Here is a 16,785-nt window from a genome sequence, read left to right as displayed (position 1 = left end):
ACCCCTATATTATAACTTTTTTGTGTCTTGAAGCATGACAGTTTATATTTACTACAACAGGAAGACCTGCTATATGAGTTGGAAATGTTTCTATATTTACAGAAAGAGCTGTCGTATTTCCACCTAAACCTTGTGGTCCTATTCCCAATTTATTGATTTCTGTTAATAATTCCCTCTCTAATTCTGCTATAAATCTATCTTTACTATGTTCTCCAATGTTTCTAAGTAAAGCTTTTTTTGATATTTGAGCACACTTATCTATAGTACCACCTACACCAACACCTACAACTATAGGTGGACATGGATTAGGACCAGCTTCTGATACTGTATTTATTATAAATTCTTTTATCCCCTTTACCCCATCAGATGGTTTTAGCATCTTCATTTTACTCATATTTTCACTACCAAAACCTTTAGGAGCAAATTCTATCTCTATCTTATCTCCCTTTACCATTTCATAGTGTATTATAGCTGGAGTATTATCTTTCGTGTTAATTCTATTTATAGGATCTACTACAGATTTTCTAAGGTATCCTTCTTCATATCCTTGTCTAACACCTTCGTTTATAGCAACTTCTATTGTACTTCCTCTTACTAATACTTCTTGACCTACTTTTACAAAAAACACTGCCATACCAGTATCTTGACAGATTGGTATTTTTTTTTCATTTGCTACTTGTATGTTTTCTAAAAGTACATGTAATATATTCTTCCCTAATTCACTTTCCTCTTTTTCTAAATTATTATGTATAGCGCATACAACATCCTCTCCTAAATTTATGTTAGCGTCTATACACATTTTTTTTACTACTTCTGTAATTTTATGAGATTTAATTTCTCTCACTCGAACATACACCCCATTTTTATTTTTAATATTCGTAACACAATTAGACTTTATCATTTTTTACAAATTTTAACAATATATTGCTTATATTTTAATTATTTTAATATTATGTATAAAATGTAATTATTTGTTAATCATATAATATACAAATAATTTTTTTGGAGGTATAACTATGGATATGTTATATGATATAGCTCTTATACTAGTTATTATTGGTGCTATAAATTGGGGTCTAGTAAGTATCGCTAATTTTGATTTAGTTGCAGCAATTTGTGCTGGTGGAGGAAGATTTGGTAATATAAATACTTTAAGCAAAATAGTATACGGCTTAGTAGGACTTTCAGGGATTTATATAGCAATAGATTACTTTATGGCTATGATGTAAAATTTATATTTACCTAACTTTATAAAAACATAATTTTTTATATAAAATAAAAAAGAGGGTATTTACCCTCTTTTTTATTTTATAATATCTCTAAACTCTAAATTAATTATATCTTTTAAATCTTTTGGTGAAATCTCTACTTGGTAACCTATTTTACCAGCGCTAACTATAATGTTATCAAGTTCTTTTGCACTTTCATTTACAAAAGTTTTATAAAGTTTTTTCATACCTATAGGTGAACATCCCCCCCTTATATATCCAGTAAACTTATTTATATCATTTACATTAATCATCTCTATACTTTTTTCGTTAGCTACTTTTGCTGCTTTTTTTAAGTCTAAATGTTCATTTACAGGTATAACATATACATATATGTTTTTACTTTGAGATATAGCTACTAATGTTTTATATACTATGCTAACATCTTTACCTATCTTCTGAGCTACTTCAACTCCATCTACATGTTCTCCTTTTTTGAATTCATAAGAGTACATATTATATTTTATTTTTTTAGAGTCTAGTATTCTACATACATTAGTTTTTACCTTACTCACTTATTATATCTCCCTTGTATAATTTCTTAACCACTCACACTCATCTTTACTTAAGAATGGTGATATTTTATCAAATACTTCTTTGTGATAATTGTTTAAGTATTTCTTTTCATCTTCTAACATTAAACTTGCATCTACTGCATCTAAATCAATTGGCGCAAAAGTTATAACCTCAAAGTCCATGAATTGACCATATTCATTTTTCTCAGCTTTTCTTGTAACTACTTCATTTTCTATTCTTATACCATGAGAACCTTCTATATATACCCCTGGTTCATTAGTAGTTACCATACCTTCTTCAAGCACACAACTATCATCTCTTTCTGGTACTACTCTCCATCTAAATCCATTTGGAGCTTCATGAACATTTAGTACAAATCCTATACCATGACCTGTTCCACATTTATAATCTATTCCTAAATTCCAAAGTGGACCTCTAGCTAATATGTCAAGATTATACCCTCTGCATCCATATAAAAATTTAGCTTTAGATAATCTAATCATACCTCTAACCACATTTGTAAAATGAGTCTTAGCATCTCTTGTTATTTCACCTAATGCTATAGTTCTTGTTATATCTGTAGTACCATCATAATATTGCCCACCTGAATCTATTAAGAATAAATCTCTTGGTTCTAGTTTATAGTTGCTTTCTTCTGATGCGCTATAATGCATCATAGCAGCATGTTCTCTATATGCAGCTATAGTATTAAAACTTGGTTCTATAAATTTATCTTGTTCTCTTCTTAAGTCTTCTAGTTTTTGAGCCGCACTTATTTCAGTTATTTCTTCTTTATCTACATTAGTTTTAAGCCAATACATAAATTTAGTGAAAGCTACACCATCTTTTATATGGCTATTTCTTATATTCTTTAGCTCTATTTCATTTTTTATTGCTTTAAACATAATAGTAGGATTTTGTGTATCTATCTTTCTAATAGATTTTGATATATTGTTATAAATAGCATAATTTACTTTATTTGAATCAAGTAACACAACTTCTTTTTCATCTATAGTTTTAACAAATTCATATATAGAGTCGTATGGTTTAACTTGTACTTTCTCTTTATTTAATTCATTTTTTATAGTTTCATCTAATTTGTCTTCATCTATAAATAAATAAACTTCATCTAAAGTTATAACTGTATAAGATAATACTACTGGATTGTGTTTTATATCTCCACCTCTTATATTAAATAACCACGCTATATCATCTAATGTTGTTATGATATGCACACTTGCTTCTTTTTCTTTCATAGCGTTTCTTACTCTTTTTAATCTTTCTGAAAAACTTTCTCCTGTGTATTTAACATCTAATAAAAAAGCTTTTTCCTTTGGTAATTCCGTTCTATTTTCCCATATTTGACCTACTAAATCATAGTTATATTCTATATCAATATTTTTAAATTCTAATTTATCTTTTAAATTTTTTCCTTCTTTTGCACATACTACTTTACCATCAAAACCTAGTTTTGAATCTTTTTTCATATTATCTATTAGATATTTTTCTATAGTAGGGACACCTTCTTCTCCCATTTTAAATAACTTTATAGTACTATTTTTAAGTTCATTTTCAGCTTGTATGAAATATCTTCCATCTGTCCATAAACCTGCTTCATCTTGAGTAATTACTATTGTACCTGCTGAACCTGTAAATCCTGATATATATTCTCTTGATTTAAAGTAATCACCTACATATTCACTTTGGTGATAATCTGAAGATGGTATTAGGTAAGCATATATCCCTTTGTCGTTCATTAACGCTCTTAATTTATTGATTCTTTCTTTTATCATAGTCTTACTCCTTTCAATTTTGATTATCTTATGTACTATTTTAACACTATTTAGTAATTTTAACTAATTAATTTATATTATAATTTATCAAATATAAAATAGCCTATATGAAATTTCATATAGGCTATCATCTATGGATTTTAAATAGTATATATCTGGCAATTTTATATTATATAAAAGGATTATAAAATCTCGAACCATCGACCTTAATCATAACTATAGATATTAATAAAATTATTATTAACACTAGTATAGATATATAATCTCTTTTTTCAAATTTTCTTCTATTAAACCAAGTACGTTTTTTGTTATTTCCAAAAGCTCTTAGCTCCATAGCTAAACTTATTTTATCTATTCTTTCTAAACTAGAGAATATCAAAGGCATAAGTATTGCTGCCGAATTTTTTATTCTTTTAGATAACTTTTCTTTTTTTGATAAATCAATTCCTCTTGCTTGCTGAGCAAAAGATATATCCTTATAGTCCCTTTGAACATCTGGTATATATCTAAGAGCGATTGATACTGTATATGCAGCTTTATAACTTACACCAATCTTATTTAATGATGCTGCAAATTCACTTGGATCCGTTGTAAGTATAAATAAAAGCGCCATAGGTATTGTTGCAAAGTATTTCAATACTACATTTAACTCATAAAATAGTTGTTCTTTTGTTATTGTATATGGGCCTATTAAGTGAAGTAAATCCGTCCTACTTCCATATATTTCTACACCTTGATATGGAGCAAATATAAATATTAAAAGTGCGTTTAGTAGTAAGAAAAATAATATAAAATAAAGCACAAAAGATACTTCTTTAAATTCAATTTTTGACATTTTAAATACTACTATTCCAACAATAAAAAGTCCAAGTAAAACTCTTGTATCATATGTTATCATTGCCGCTATTGTCCAAAGTAAAAAACATATTAACTTTGTAGCTCCAGTTAACCTATGAATAGGTGAGTCTTTCTTTATATATGACAACATTTCTGTATTCATATGTTTCTAACCCTCCTATCATAATCAATAAATCTATTTACAAATTCTACAGAATCTTTTATTTTACATTTTATAGCTAGTTCTTGTAGTGATGTTTCTTTTAAATTTGCTTTTTCTATTATCTCTTTATTTGTTAATATCTTAGTTGATTTATCATCACCTATTTTTTGACCATTTGATAAAACTACTACATTACTTGTATATTCTAGCATAAGATGCATATCATGAGTTACCATAATTATAGTAACACCCTTTTTATTTAACTCTACTAAAAATTCCATTATTTCTGTATAATGCTTGAAGTCTTGTCCTGCTGTAGGCTCATCTAGTATTATTACCTCTGGATTTAATACTAATATAGATGCTATTGTAACTCTTTTCTTTTGACCAAAACTAAGTGCTGATATGGGCCAATTTCTGTAACCATAAAGTCCACAAGTTTTAAGTACATTTTCTACTTTTTCTTTTATTTCTTCTTTATTATATCCTCTTATCTTTAAACCAAAAGCTACTTCATCAAATACCATAGTCTTAGATATCATTTGATTAGGATTTTGCATAACAAATCCTATTTTTTCCGAACGCTCTTTTATAGATTCATCTTTTATATCTTTCCCATCAAATAATATTCTTCCACTAGTAGGTTTGTAAAAACCACATATTAATTTTGATATAGTAGATTTACCTGCACCATTTTTACCTACTATACTTGCTATATCACCTTTTCTTATCTTAAAAGATACATCTTTAAGTATTTGTTTTTCAGGAGAATATGAGAAGTTTATGTTATCTAGTTCTAATATATAGTCGTTTTTAGTTTTAAATTCTTCTTTTTTAGTATTCTCATACCAGTCATTGACTTTATCTTTACACTTTTCTATATCTAATGTATTTATACTTTCAGGTTTTAAGTCTTTACTTATCTCACAACCTGAGTATTTTAAAGCAGTTATATATAAAGGCTCTCTTACCCCAACTTCTTCTAAGATATTAGTTGATAAGAGTTCATTTGGAGTAGTATCTGCTACTATACATCCTTTGTCCATAACTACTATTCTATCTACTTTACAATGAAGAACATCTTCTAATCTATGCTCTATTATTACCATTGTTTTATTTTCTTTTTGTTGTATACTATCTATAAGTTCCATAGCACTTTTCCCTGTCGCAGGATCTAAGCTTGCTAAAGGCTCATCAAATAGTAATACTTTAACTTCATCTACTGTTACTCCAGCTAAAGTTACTCTTTGTTTTTGACCCCCAGATAATTTGTATGGTGATGCTTCTAATTCCTTATCTATATCAACTAACTTAGCAGCTTTGTTAACTCTATCTATCATTTCATTTTGCTCTACACAATAGTTTTCTAGTTTAAATGCTATATCTTCTCCTACTGTAAGACCTATAAACTGGCTGTCTGGATCTTGAAGAACAGTCCCAACTACTTTAGATAATTCAAATATATTTTTATTTTTTATATCCTCATTATTTATTCTTAATTCTCCACTCATCTCTCCACTATAGAAAAATGGTACTAGCCCATTAAGGCAATGTGCTAAAGTACTTTTACCTGAACCTGATGGTCCTACTATTAATACTTTTTCACCTTCATAAATAGTCAAGTTTATATTTTTTAATGTTGGCTCAGCTTGAACTCTGTATTTAAAATTGAAGTCTTTAAACTCAATTATTTTCTTTTTCATAAATGCCTCCTTTCGCCTATTATTCTTCTACTCTTAAACTCCCGCTCTTTATTTTTGTTTTAGAGTATGTTTTTAATATTAATGTTCCTAATATACCTATTGTAACCATGTTTGATATTCCACCTATAGCTCCTTGTATGTATACCTTATTTGCAGGTTCTGCATATATAACTATATCTAAAGTAGGTGCTACAACAAACCAAGCTATTATATTTGCTACAATTTGAGTTATATTAAAAATTATAATTTGTTTAATGGAGAAATCTCCTTCATCTACTTTTATTCTTTTATACATTATACCTATTATAAGACCCACTATAGCCGATGATATTACCCAACTAAACCAAGGCATTCCATAAAACACTAAATCTTTTAATCCATGTCCTATAAGCCCTATTAAAAATCCTGCTATAGGACCATAAATTACTGCCATTAACGCTAGATAAGCATATGCTGTTTCTATGTTAGTGTTTGGTATACCACTTGGTATAGAACCAAATCTTCCCAATATCATAAATACAGCAGCTCCAATTCCTATAGCAACTATAGTTTTTATTGAAAGTTTACTTTTATTCATACTTATACCTCTCTATTTTAGATGTATACATTTATATTTATTTAAATTAAACACAAATTTTAGTATAACCCTTACTAAAAAAAATGTCAATGTTAGTCGATTTTTTAACCATATTTATACCTTTATTATTTACGTTATTTTTTATAAATACTTAATCTTTTAATTAAATAATTAATATATTTTATGCTTATAACAAAAACAAAAAAGGCAGAGAAAAATCTCTGCCTTTAAGAAATTATTGATTTTATTCTTAAGGTAACTTATTTATTTTATTAGATAATAAATAACAGCATTAATTTCCAAGTGAGTCAAATTGTAAATCAAAGCATAGTAATACTCTTGCAGTCATAGTTGTTGATAATGCTGTAATTACAACAGCATTTAATTGAGCTACTGAAATTACCGCTTCTTGATTTGGTGCTATGACAATGTCAATAGGACTTGCTTGAACTCTAATACTTACAGTTCTTGATAAGTTTCTAATCTTTATTGTAGCACGTGTAGTAGCTGGATCAGATGAGTCATAAACAACTACTCCAGCAGGTGTAGCAGTTGATCTTATAGTAAATTGTTCCTTAACAAATCCTTCACAGCATCTACTTTCTATATCACATACTTCATCTCTTATATCCTCAAAATCGTCTCTTTGGAAATATTCACAATTATTATTTCTGCACATATTATATTAACCTCCTTTTAATTAGGACAGCTTATTTGCTTGTCCTTTAATATAATATGTTTTAGATAAAATTTCGTTACACTAATCGACTTTTTTTACATTTTTTGCTATTAATTTAAATTTCCAATATTTCAATAAACTTTTATCATTAATTTATATAAAATACTATAAAGATAATAAAAGGATATGAACTTATGTCATATCCTTTATATATTTATCTTCTTTTCTTTTTCATAGGCTTAGAACTTTTAGAAAACTTTTTACTTGACTGATTATTTCTATCGTTTTTACCTCTAGATTTTGATTCATTATTTCTTGAAGAATTTCTTCCTCTTGAAACCTTATTATTTGAATTTTTAGAATTCATGCTTCTATTTGAATACCCTCTAGCTTCTCTTGGTTTTATTAAACATCTTGGATTAAATCCTATTAAATCTTCTCTTCCAGCTTCAACTAATGCTGCATGCACTAAATCATAGTTTCTTGGAGCACTATATTGAAGTAATGCTCTTTGCATAGCCTTTTCTTGTTTAGACTTAGGAACATATACTGGTTTCATAGTTAACGGATCTATTCCTGTATAGAACATCGTAGTTGATAATGTCCCTGGAGTTGGATAGAAATCTTGTACCTGCTCTGGTTGATATTTAATGTCTCTTAAGTACTCTGCAAGCTCTATAGCTGAATTTAATGTTGAACCTGGATGAGACGACATTAAATAAGGTATAATATATTGTTTTTTGCCAGCTCTTTCACTTAATCTAAAGAATTTTTCTCTAAATTTATCATAAGTATTTCCTGCTGGCTTTTGCATATGTTCTAAAACTTCTTCTGCTATATGCTCTGGAGCAACTTTTAATTGCCCACTAACATGATGTTCAACAAGCTCTTTAAAGAACTTATCGTTTTTATCAGCCATTACATAGTCATATCTTATTCCTGAACGTACGAATACCTTCTTAACCTTAGGTAAATTTCTAACTTTTCTCAATAATTCTAAGAAATCTGTATGGTCAACTTTTAAGTTCTTACATGGATCTGGGTGTAAACATTGTCTATGCTTACACGCCCCTTTAGTTATTTGCTTTTTACATGCTTCATGTCTAAAGTTTGCTGTAGGTCCTCCAACATCATGTATATATCCTTTAAAATCTGGAAGTTCTGTTATATATTTAGCTTCATCTAGTATAGACTCATGGCTTCTACTTTGTACTGCTCTACCTTGATGGAATGTTATCGCACAGAATGAACAGCTTCCAAAGCAACCTCTTGAACTTACTATGCCAAATTTAACTTCTTCTATAGCAGGTATCCCACCCATTTCTTTGTATATAGGATGATAATCTTTAGCATAAGGTAGTGCATAAACTTTATCTAGCTCTTCTCTATTTAATGGTGGTTCTGGTTTATTTTGAACTAAGTACTTATCACCATGTCTTTGTATTATAACTTTTCCTCTATATGGATCTTGCTCATCATATTGAATTTTAAATGCTTTTGCATATTCTTCTTTACTTGAACATACATCTTTATATGATGGTATCTCTACATAATCATCATATATTTCTTCTTTACTATCTGCTATATAACAAGTTCCATTTATATGTCTTATATATTTAGGATCAAATCCATCATTTAAAGCATTAGCTACTTCTACTATTTGTCTTTCACTCATACCATAAACTAATAAATCTGCACCACTATCTATTAGTATAGACTTTCTTACTTTATCTCCCCAATAATCATAATGGGCAAATCTTCTTAAACTTGCTTCAAGCCCTCCAATTGCTATGTTAGCATCTTTGTAAGCTTCTCTAATTTTATTACAATAAACTATTACTGCCCTATCAGGTCTAAGTCCCATTTTGCCACCTGGAGAGTACATATCTTTGTCTCTACGCTTTTTACTTACTGAATAGTGATTAACCATCGAGTCCATATTTCCTGAATTAACTAAGAAACCTAGCCTTGGTTCTCCTAACTTCATAAAATCATCAGTACTTTTCCAATCTGGTTGTGCTATTATTCCTACTTTATACCCTGCATTTTCTAATACTCTAGATATTATAGCTGTACCAAAGCTATGGTGGTCAACATAAGCATCTCCTGTAACTATAACAAAATCTAGTTGTTCCCATCCTCTATCTATCATATCTTGCTTGCATATAGGTAAAAATTTGTTTTCCATTTTATCACCTGCTTAATCTATATTTGTCTATTTTAACATATTAAAAATTCATTTTCTGTCTTTAGGTCTTAAGATTTAATTATATCATTAATTTACTTTATTTTTAATCATTATTTGTTTATTTTTATCAAAATTAAAATAAGTATGGTAATTTTATATAATTTCCTGGAAAATATTTATGCTTACTGTCTCATTTTATATTTTACTACACAAAATAGATACTCTTAATTATTATTAACCACTTAATATAAATATCAAACAAAAGTATTAGTTAAAATGTTTATTTATTAGTTTTTAGGCTATAAAAAATTTTTAATTTGCTTAAAATTTAAAATAGCGATGAGATATCTCATCGCTATTTTTTATATTATGCGTTTTGTAATTCAGCTTCTTTAACAAATATAGTTTTACCTTCTTTTATAGTTTCTAATACTTTTATGTTTTCTATTTCCATAGTATCAACTTCAAGAGGGTTTTTATCTAATATAACTAAGTCAGCTAATTTACCAACTTCTATACTACCTTTTACATCTTCTTCGAAGTATTGATATGCACCATTTATAGTTACAGCTTTTATAGCTTCCATAACTGATATTCTTTGATGCGCTCCTAATACTCTTCCTGATTCTGTAGTTCTATTAACAGCTGTATGCATAGCTATTATTTGGTTTGGCATTTTTACTGGTGGATCTTGGTGTAGCGTAAACTTTATACCCTTCTCTAACGCCCATCCTATTGGAGATATATTTTGAGCTCTTTCTGGTCCAAATACTTGATCATGGTGTAAATCTCCCCAGAATCTTACATGATCATTGAAGAATGTTGGTATTGCACCTATTTCTTTAACATCATCTAATTGGTCTTCTCTTAATGCTTGACAGTGAACCATAACAGGTCTTAAATCTGCTTTACTTCCTGTTATTTCTAAAGCTTTTTTGTAACATCTTAAGAATTGAGCACAAGCCTCATCACCATTTACATGAGTATGAACTTGTACATTTAAGTTTATACAATCAACAAAGTAATTAGTTACAACTTCATCAGTTTGAGTTCCATATCCACAGTAATCAGCTGGTTGACCTTCTGGCACAACGTGATAAGGCTTACTTAACCAAGCAGTAAATCCTTGTGGAGATCCATCTAACCAAGTCTTAGCTCCTGCTAACTTATAATGATTGAAGTATTCTCTCTTTGGAGTTCCTTCATTTTTCATTAAATTCATTGTTGATGGCTGAGTAGCAAGTCCAACTATATCTATCATTAACATATTATTTTGAGCACATGCTCCTAATATATGATTATAATGATTAGCTTCTTCTACTGAAGCATCTTGAGTTGTTGTAATACCTAATGATGCATATATCTTTTGAGCTTTAACAACAGCCTTTAAAACTTCTTCGAATCCTGGAGCTTTTATAACTTTTTTCTTTTCACTATCTAATATAGCATTTTCTTCTAATACTCCATTTGGTTCTTTTGAGTCAGGTGATACAGTTCTTACAACTCCACCTTCTGGAACTATATAGTCATCACCTACATATCCATATAATTCTAATGCTTTAGAGTTTACAGCTGATAAATGCCCTGATGCATGAGAAACAGTTATCGGTACTTCTGTACTTATTTGGTCTAAGTCAAACTTAGTTGGATGTTCTCCACCTTCAAATTTAGTGTTATCATATCCAAATCCTATTAACCAGTTTCCATCTGTTGGAGGATCACTTTCGAAGGCTTCTTTTAGTCTAGATAATAGTTCTTCCTTAGAAGTTACATCTCCTAATGTTACTATCATTAAAGTTTGAGCTACAGCAACTACATGTCCATGAGGATCTATAAACCCTGGAAGAATTGTTTTCCCATCTAGGTCTATTTTTTCAGTAGTTTCATCTGCTAACGCAAGAACTTCTTCATTACTTCCTACTGCTTTTATTTTTCCTTCTTCAACTAATATAGCTTGTGCTATTGATTCATTTTTATCAACAGTTACCACTGTTCCATTGAAGTAAATCTTTTTAGTCATTGTATTTCTCCCTTCACCAGGCAAGTTTTAATGTATATATATAAAGCTACTTACTAATATAGCAAGTAGCTTTTTAGCTTATTTAAATAATTAGTATATCATTAAGCTACTTTGTCTTTTTTAACTGATCCACTTAACTTGTAAGCTTCCCAATGTTTGAATGTAAATATAGCTAGTGCTGTTACGTTTATTCCTGAAAGTACAAATAATAATAAGTCAACAGCTTCAAATACCACGTTAGCTCCAAATACTGCTAAAGTACCAGCAGCTATTATTAATACTAAATATATTGCTATATTTTTGTTAACTGGATTTTGCTTAAATAACTTTGTCATGTAGTAGTAAGATCCAAGTATTGTAGTTAATGCTGATAATACTGTGAATGCTGCTAATACAATTAATCCAAATATACCAACTACATGCTCAGCAGTAGCAAAGTATCCACCTAATCTTGCAACAGTACCTGCTGCATTTCCATTAGCATCAACTAATGCTAAAGTTCCTACCTCAACTCCATAAGAAGCTATATATGAAGTAACAACTATAGAAACGAATACTGTTACAGCTGTTGGTAATAACGATATCATAGCTGCTTCTCTTGGTTGTGAGTCAGATTCTTGAGCAGCCATTGCTAATGCTCCAAGACCAGTTTCTGCTGTTTGTATAACCTTTTGCATACCTAATATAAATCCTAATGGCACACCCATCATTGCATTAACTGGATTCATCATACCTTTTATCATACTTCCAAAGAAAGTAGGTATGTAATCAGAAGTCTTAAGAACAAACATTGTAAAGAATATGAAGTATCCAGCAACTGCTGTTCCTATCATATAAGTCATTGCTCCCATGAATAACTCATGCTTTTTAGATAATACTAATGCAGCAACTACCGCTATTACTGGTATAACTATAAATAAATATCTTTGAACTAATGATAATTCGATTCCAAACTTATCATTTAATACTGTAGCAAAAACTGAATCTATACCACTAAATTGGAATCCACCAAATCCGAATACTGCTAATGCAACGAAACATACAGCATATGTTATTCCTAATTTAGGGCTTATTAGAGTAGATATATACTCCTTTGGAGTTTTCCCCATTATTTTTGAGTTTAATGTTTCAGAATATGAAACAGGAAGCATTATTAATGAACCTATTAACGCCCATATAGCCATAGCTTCTATATTTGCTTGCCCACTTGCTGATAATTTTGATAATGCACCAAGAACACCTATTATTGCTCCTGTACCTATCATTGCCCCTAAAGATATAGAAGCTGGCCCGATTACATTTTTCATTTGTAATTTAGCAGGCTTTGTAGCTTGTTTTTGTATCATGAAGATTGTTCTTATAGCCATTGTAGCGCCAACAACTAATATAAATGGTAAGAATACTGGCCATATAGCTTCAGATACTTTTGTTATTGCAACTTCTAACTGATGTAGCATCTTTTATGTTCTCCTTGTAAATATTTATTTTGATTTTTATTTGTTTTTTGTATATCTCCCCCTTTAAAATATACAAAAAAAATAGGCTTCACATTCATTAAGAAATACAACAATTTATAAAAGTTAATCTTATCCATTGTATTTTTCCATCAAAAAACTGACTATTCTTACGTATTTTATTAATTAAATAATAACGGTATATCTATAGCAGTTTTAAGATTTAAATAAAAATTATAAAACTTTTAAGATTAACTATATAAAATTATTGGATCATTAATGATTTTGTTAGTGCCTATTTACAGTTACTACAATATCAATTTTTTATTATTTAAGTCAATAAATTATTTTGACCCTTATTTTCTTTTTTCAACAAATTCAAATATTTTCGAAATTCGTCAACATAATTTCTAGTAAATTATTAATTGATTTCACCATTTATTATTCTAGTGTAAACTAATGCTTTTGATATTTTTTCTAAAATTTCTTCTTTTTCACTTACTAGCATATTTTCTTTTTCACTCCATACAATATCAAATACTTCATCGCATATTTTTTTGAATTCATTATCTTTAATTATTGCATAATCATTTACCCCATCCATAGGATGTGTTTTTATTAACTTTAGATTCTTAGATAAATACATAGATGGACTTAAACCTGTATCAAATTCTTCTATGGAGCTATTTTCAATAAGTTTAATTTCTATATTTTCATGTTCTTTTATTATTTTTTCTATATTTTTAATATGTCTCTCCATTTGTTCTAAAGTCAATTTTACTGGTTTATTAAAGAATGTTATTTCTCCTGTCGATATATACTTCATTAGTTTTGCTTCATAAATTAATACCTTTATGTTAGATTGATATGTTACATTTTGTAAAAATGCATTTATTTGACGCAACTCTTGTAATAACTCTTTGTCATTTCCAAATACATCTTCTGCAATTTCTATAAATAAATCAGATGGCATAAAGAATTCATTCATAACTCCTAATACCCACTTTAAGTCTTGCCCCATTATATATTGTATATAAGTTTTATTCTTTAATAAATCTAGTGGAGTTTCTTTCTCTACAAGCAATTTACCTTGATTTTTTAATATTTCTTCTAAACTATAATAAACTTCATCTATGATAGCCTTTTCTTTAGACATATTTGTAAATAAGCATTGTCCATTACTTGCAAATATGGCACTATGGAAAATTCTATCCTTTATAACAGCTAAAATGTTACTATTATCTACATTACAGTTATATACTTCAAAATCTAAATTAGGATATGTTGTTATCATGTCAATTATAAGTAGTGTATTTAGTACCTTATCATTTTGATTCCCTTCAAACCCAGTTAATACCCTTGCTTTTACTTCTTTGTCTTTTTGTATGCTATATAACGCTGTTTTCATTTCTGATATAGAAACTTTATCATTTCCATTAAGTCTATATAGGTTTGCAGATAATATTAGATCTAGCTTACTCGATTTACTTATATGAAGTATTGCATCCTTTGCTAAATACTGTTTTCTAAGCCTTGGGTTTATATGCATCATACTATTATAATTATCTTCAGAATGTGTATTCTTATATATATTAGAAGAACTTTTTTGTGCCGTAACCATATATGATTCTTTTAAACTTCTTTCTATATATTGAGCTAATACAGTATCGTCTTTTACTTCTACCTCTATTTCAAAGTAGTGTTTAAGTTCTTGCTTTGATGTAGAATTTAAAGATTTAACTATAAACTCTGATGTAATTTTACATATACTAGATATACTTTTTTGAGTTGGTAGGTTTCTCCCATTAATCCATTTACTTATATAAGATATATCGTATCCTAACTCTTTTGCTAATGTACTCTTTTTTTGATTTGATAAATAAAGTAACTTTTCTAGTAGTTGACCAAATGCAATATTTTTCAACCTATTCACCATCCTTTTTTTCGCTCATTCTTTTATGATTTCTTAATATTATTATATATTTTATTTATTACTATGACTCCATTTTATAGTATATCTGACAATAACATACTAAGTATAAATTAATCAAAGTTGATTTTTAATTGAAGTTGTTGAATATTCTTGAATCAAGTTTCAATTTTGTTCATCAACCTTCCTTTGTTTTTAATATATCACTTATGATATCCTTTTTCTAGGATATATTTCATTTTAACCTTAAATTTTACATTTATATCCATTTTAATGTGTCTATTTACAAAAAACAACAACAAAGGAGAAATCATACAATGAACACTAAAAGTAAAAAATTCGCAACTGGTTGGTTAATAGTAGTTGCATGTATGCTTATACAAGCTATACCATTTGGAGTTGCTGCAAATATCCAACCACAATTTATGGCTTACATCCTATCTCCTGATTCAGGATATGGATTTACACAAGCTGGATTCTCATTAATATTTACATTAGGTACAGTTGTATCTGCTATAGCATCTCCATTTATAGGAGCAATGTTTAATAAAGTTAGTGTTAAAACAATGTACTTAATGGGTTCTATACTTTCAGGTGGAGGATTCTTAGCATTCTCTATGTGTAAAGAATTATGGCAATTTTACCTTGTTGCTGGTATAGTTCAAGTTGGTACAGCTGCTATATCTTCAATCGGGGTTCCGTTATTAATAAATGGATGGTTCGATGAACTATCAAAAGGTAAGGCAATGGGACTTGCTTTCGCTGGAGGATCTATAGGTAATATATTCCTTCAAAGTATGACTGCTTATTCATTAACTAATTTCGGTATATCTAAATCATACTTTATGTTTGGTGCTTTATCATTAATCGTGGGTATACCTATAACTTTATTATTCTTAAGAATGCCAAAGAATGATAGCGAAATAGTTAGAGGTAAGAAAAAAGACAATGGAAAAGAAGAAAAAGAGCAAAGTACTGTTTCAGTTGATTGGGGATACTCTTTAAAAGAAGTTAAAAATGTTAAATTCTTCTGGTTATTTGCTTTAGGATTATTCTTCTTAGGTATGTATGTTTCTGTACTTGCTGTACAATATCCTGCTTACTTAAAGAACTTCTTAAAAGTTGATCCTATGATAGTTGGTATGGTAGGTTCTACATTCGCTATATTCTCTCTTGGAGGAAACTTATTTGGTGGAGTAATATTTGATAAATTAGGTATAACTAAAGGGCTTATGGTTGCCTTTGCATTAGCTGCTACTTCTTGTTTAGCTCTAATGAATGCAGGTTTAATACCTATGTTAGCTCCAATATTTGCGGCTTTAAAAGGATTATCAGTATTCGCTTACATGATGGGACCTTCTTTACTTGCAGGATCATTCTTCGGTAAAAAAGAATTTGGTGCTATACTTGGTGTAGTTCAAATATTCTTCGCAGTAGGATTTGCTGCTGGTTCATCAATATTTGGATTATTAGTTGATAAAATGGGATACAGCGTAGCTTGGATATTCGTTTTAACATTTATAGTTGTATGTTATGTATCTTTAATAACTGCTTCTATAGGTATGTCTAAGTTAAACAAAGAAAGAATAGCTAAATTACAAAAAGATGCTTCTTCTCAAGGAGTTGCTTAATAATAATTAAGGAGTGTATAAAATAC

Annotated in this window: 13 protein-coding genes; 2 read left to right on the top strand and 11 right to left on the bottom strand. The window is 28.9% G+C overall.

From position 1 onward, the window contains the following. Nucleotides 1-4 precede the first annotated feature (4 nt). Nucleotides 5-844, bottom strand: a complete 840-nt coding sequence (locus ABHC41_RS12820; protein ID WP_195238573.1) for a fumarate hydratase — start codon at nucleotides 842-844, stop codon at nucleotides 5-7. 172 nt (nucleotides 845-1,016) lie between these two features. Between ABHC41_RS12820 and ABHC41_RS12815 the strand changes: the two genes are divergently transcribed. Beyond that, complete coding sequence (locus ABHC41_RS12815; protein ID WP_092923204.1) at nucleotides 1,017-1,229, top strand: DUF378 domain-containing protein; 213 nt, start codon at nucleotides 1,017-1,019, stop codon at nucleotides 1,227-1,229. A 74-nt stretch (nucleotides 1,230-1,303) separates the two neighbouring features. Here the strand turns inward: ABHC41_RS12815 and ybaK are convergent, their stop codons facing one another. From ybaK to ABHC41_RS12765, 10 genes are all read right to left on the bottom strand, one after another. Beyond that, nucleotides 1,304-1,783, bottom strand: coding sequence for a Cys-tRNA(Pro) deacylase (ybaK, locus tag ABHC41_RS12810; protein ID WP_092923201.1), 480 nt, complete (start codon nucleotides 1,781-1,783; stop codon nucleotides 1,304-1,306). 3 nt (nucleotides 1,784-1,786) lie between these two features. After that, nucleotides 1,787-3,577 (bottom strand): aminopeptidase P family protein, encoded by a 1,791-nt coding sequence (locus tag ABHC41_RS12805; protein ID WP_092923198.1) that lies wholly within the window; start codon nucleotides 3,575-3,577, stop codon nucleotides 1,787-1,789. A 169-nt stretch (nucleotides 3,578-3,746) separates the two neighbouring features. Beyond that, nucleotides 3,747-4,577 (bottom strand): energy-coupling factor transporter transmembrane component T, encoded by an 831-nt coding sequence (locus ABHC41_RS12800; RefSeq protein WP_195238571.1) that lies wholly within the window; start codon nucleotides 4,575-4,577, stop codon nucleotides 3,747-3,749. Then, complete coding sequence (locus tag ABHC41_RS12795) at nucleotides 4,574-6,280, bottom strand: ABC transporter ATP-binding protein (protein WP_195238569.1); 1,707 nt, start codon at nucleotides 6,278-6,280, stop codon at nucleotides 4,574-4,576. Before ABHC41_RS12795 ends, ABHC41_RS12800 begins: the two co-directional genes overlap by 4 nt. 19 nt (nucleotides 6,281-6,299) lie before the next feature. Continuing rightward, a complete protein-coding gene (locus tag ABHC41_RS12790; protein WP_092923189.1) occupies nucleotides 6,300-6,857 on the bottom strand; it encodes an ECF-type riboflavin transporter substrate-binding protein in 558 nt (185 codons plus the stop codon). A gap of 292 nt (nucleotides 6,858-7,149) precedes the next feature. Continuing rightward, nucleotides 7,150-7,536: a hypothetical protein gene (locus ABHC41_RS12785; RefSeq protein ID WP_092923186.1), complete on the bottom strand. Its 387-nt coding sequence runs from the start codon at nucleotides 7,534-7,536 to the stop codon at nucleotides 7,150-7,152. A 214-nt stretch (nucleotides 7,537-7,750) separates the two neighbouring features. Further along, on the bottom strand, nucleotides 7,751-9,724 hold the full coding sequence (locus ABHC41_RS12780; protein WP_195238567.1) for a YgiQ family radical SAM protein: 1,974 nt from the start codon (nucleotides 9,722-9,724) through the stop codon (nucleotides 7,751-7,753). Nucleotides 9,725-10,091: 367 nt separating this feature from the next. Then, nucleotides 10,092-11,744 (bottom strand): amidohydrolase, encoded by a 1,653-nt coding sequence (locus ABHC41_RS12775; protein ID WP_092923180.1) that lies wholly within the window; start codon nucleotides 11,742-11,744, stop codon nucleotides 10,092-10,094. A 101-nt stretch (nucleotides 11,745-11,845) separates the two neighbouring features. Next, on the bottom strand, nucleotides 11,846-13,201 hold the full coding sequence (locus tag ABHC41_RS12770) for an alanine:cation symporter family protein (RefSeq protein ID WP_092923177.1): 1,356 nt from the start codon (nucleotides 13,199-13,201) through the stop codon (nucleotides 11,846-11,848). A gap of 418 nt (nucleotides 13,202-13,619) precedes the next feature. Continuing rightward, nucleotides 13,620-15,122, bottom strand: a complete 1,503-nt coding sequence (locus ABHC41_RS12765; RefSeq protein WP_195238565.1) for a helix-turn-helix transcriptional regulator — start codon at nucleotides 15,120-15,122, stop codon at nucleotides 13,620-13,622. A 323-nt stretch (nucleotides 15,123-15,445) separates the two neighbouring features. On the opposite strand from ABHC41_RS12765, the gene ABHC41_RS12760 reads away from it, so the two are divergent. Continuing rightward, the gene (locus ABHC41_RS12760) at nucleotides 15,446-16,759 is read left to right on the top strand and encodes a conjugated bile salt MFS transporter (RefSeq protein ID WP_166504866.1); all 1,314 of its coding nucleotides are present in this window, start codon (nucleotides 15,446-15,448) and stop codon (nucleotides 16,757-16,759) included. The last annotated feature ends 26 nt before the right edge of the window (nucleotides 16,760-16,785 follow it).

Source organism: Romboutsia sp. 1001216sp1 (assembly GCF_039841805.1).
GTDB lineage: Bacteria > Bacillota > Clostridia > Peptostreptococcales > Peptostreptococcaceae > Romboutsia_C > Romboutsia_C hominis.
This window is presented reverse-complemented; position numbering and strand designations above follow the sequence as displayed.

Bases quoted from the DNA above. Each gene is read 5' to 3' on its own strand.
- ABHC41_RS12815 (WP_092923204.1), top strand. From the start codon at position 1,017: ATGGATATGTTATATGATATAGCTCTTATACTAGTTATTATTGGTGCT.
- ABHC41_RS12805 (WP_092923198.1), bottom strand. From the start codon at position 3,577: ATGATAAAAGAAAGAATCAATAAATTAAGAGCGTTAATGAACGACAAA.
- ABHC41_RS12800 (WP_195238571.1), bottom strand. From the start codon at position 4,577: ATGAATACAGAAATGTTGTCATATATAAAGAAAGACTCACCTATTCAT.
- ABHC41_RS12795 (WP_195238569.1), bottom strand. From the start codon at position 6,280: ATGAAAAAGAAAATAATTGAGTTTAAAGACTTCAATTTTAAATACAGA.
- ABHC41_RS12790 (WP_092923189.1), bottom strand. From the start codon at position 6,857: ATGAATAAAAGTAAACTTTCAATAAAAACTATAGTTGCTATAGGAATT.
- ABHC41_RS12785 (WP_092923186.1), bottom strand. From the start codon at position 7,536: ATGTGCAGAAATAATAATTGTGAATATTTCCAAAGAGACGATTTTGAG.
- ABHC41_RS12780 (WP_195238567.1), bottom strand. From the start codon at position 9,724: ATGGAAAACAAATTTTTACCTATATGCAAGCAAGATATGATAGATAGA.
- ABHC41_RS12775 (WP_092923180.1), bottom strand. From the start codon at position 11,744: ATGACTAAAAAGATTTACTTCAATGGAACAGTGGTAACTGTTGATAAA.
- ABHC41_RS12770 (WP_092923177.1), bottom strand. From the start codon at position 13,201: ATGCTACATCAGTTAGAAGTTGCAATAACAAAAGTATCTGAAGCTATA.
- ABHC41_RS12760 (WP_166504866.1), top strand. From the start codon at position 15,446: ATGAACACTAAAAGTAAAAAATTCGCAACTGGTTGGTTAATAGTAGTT.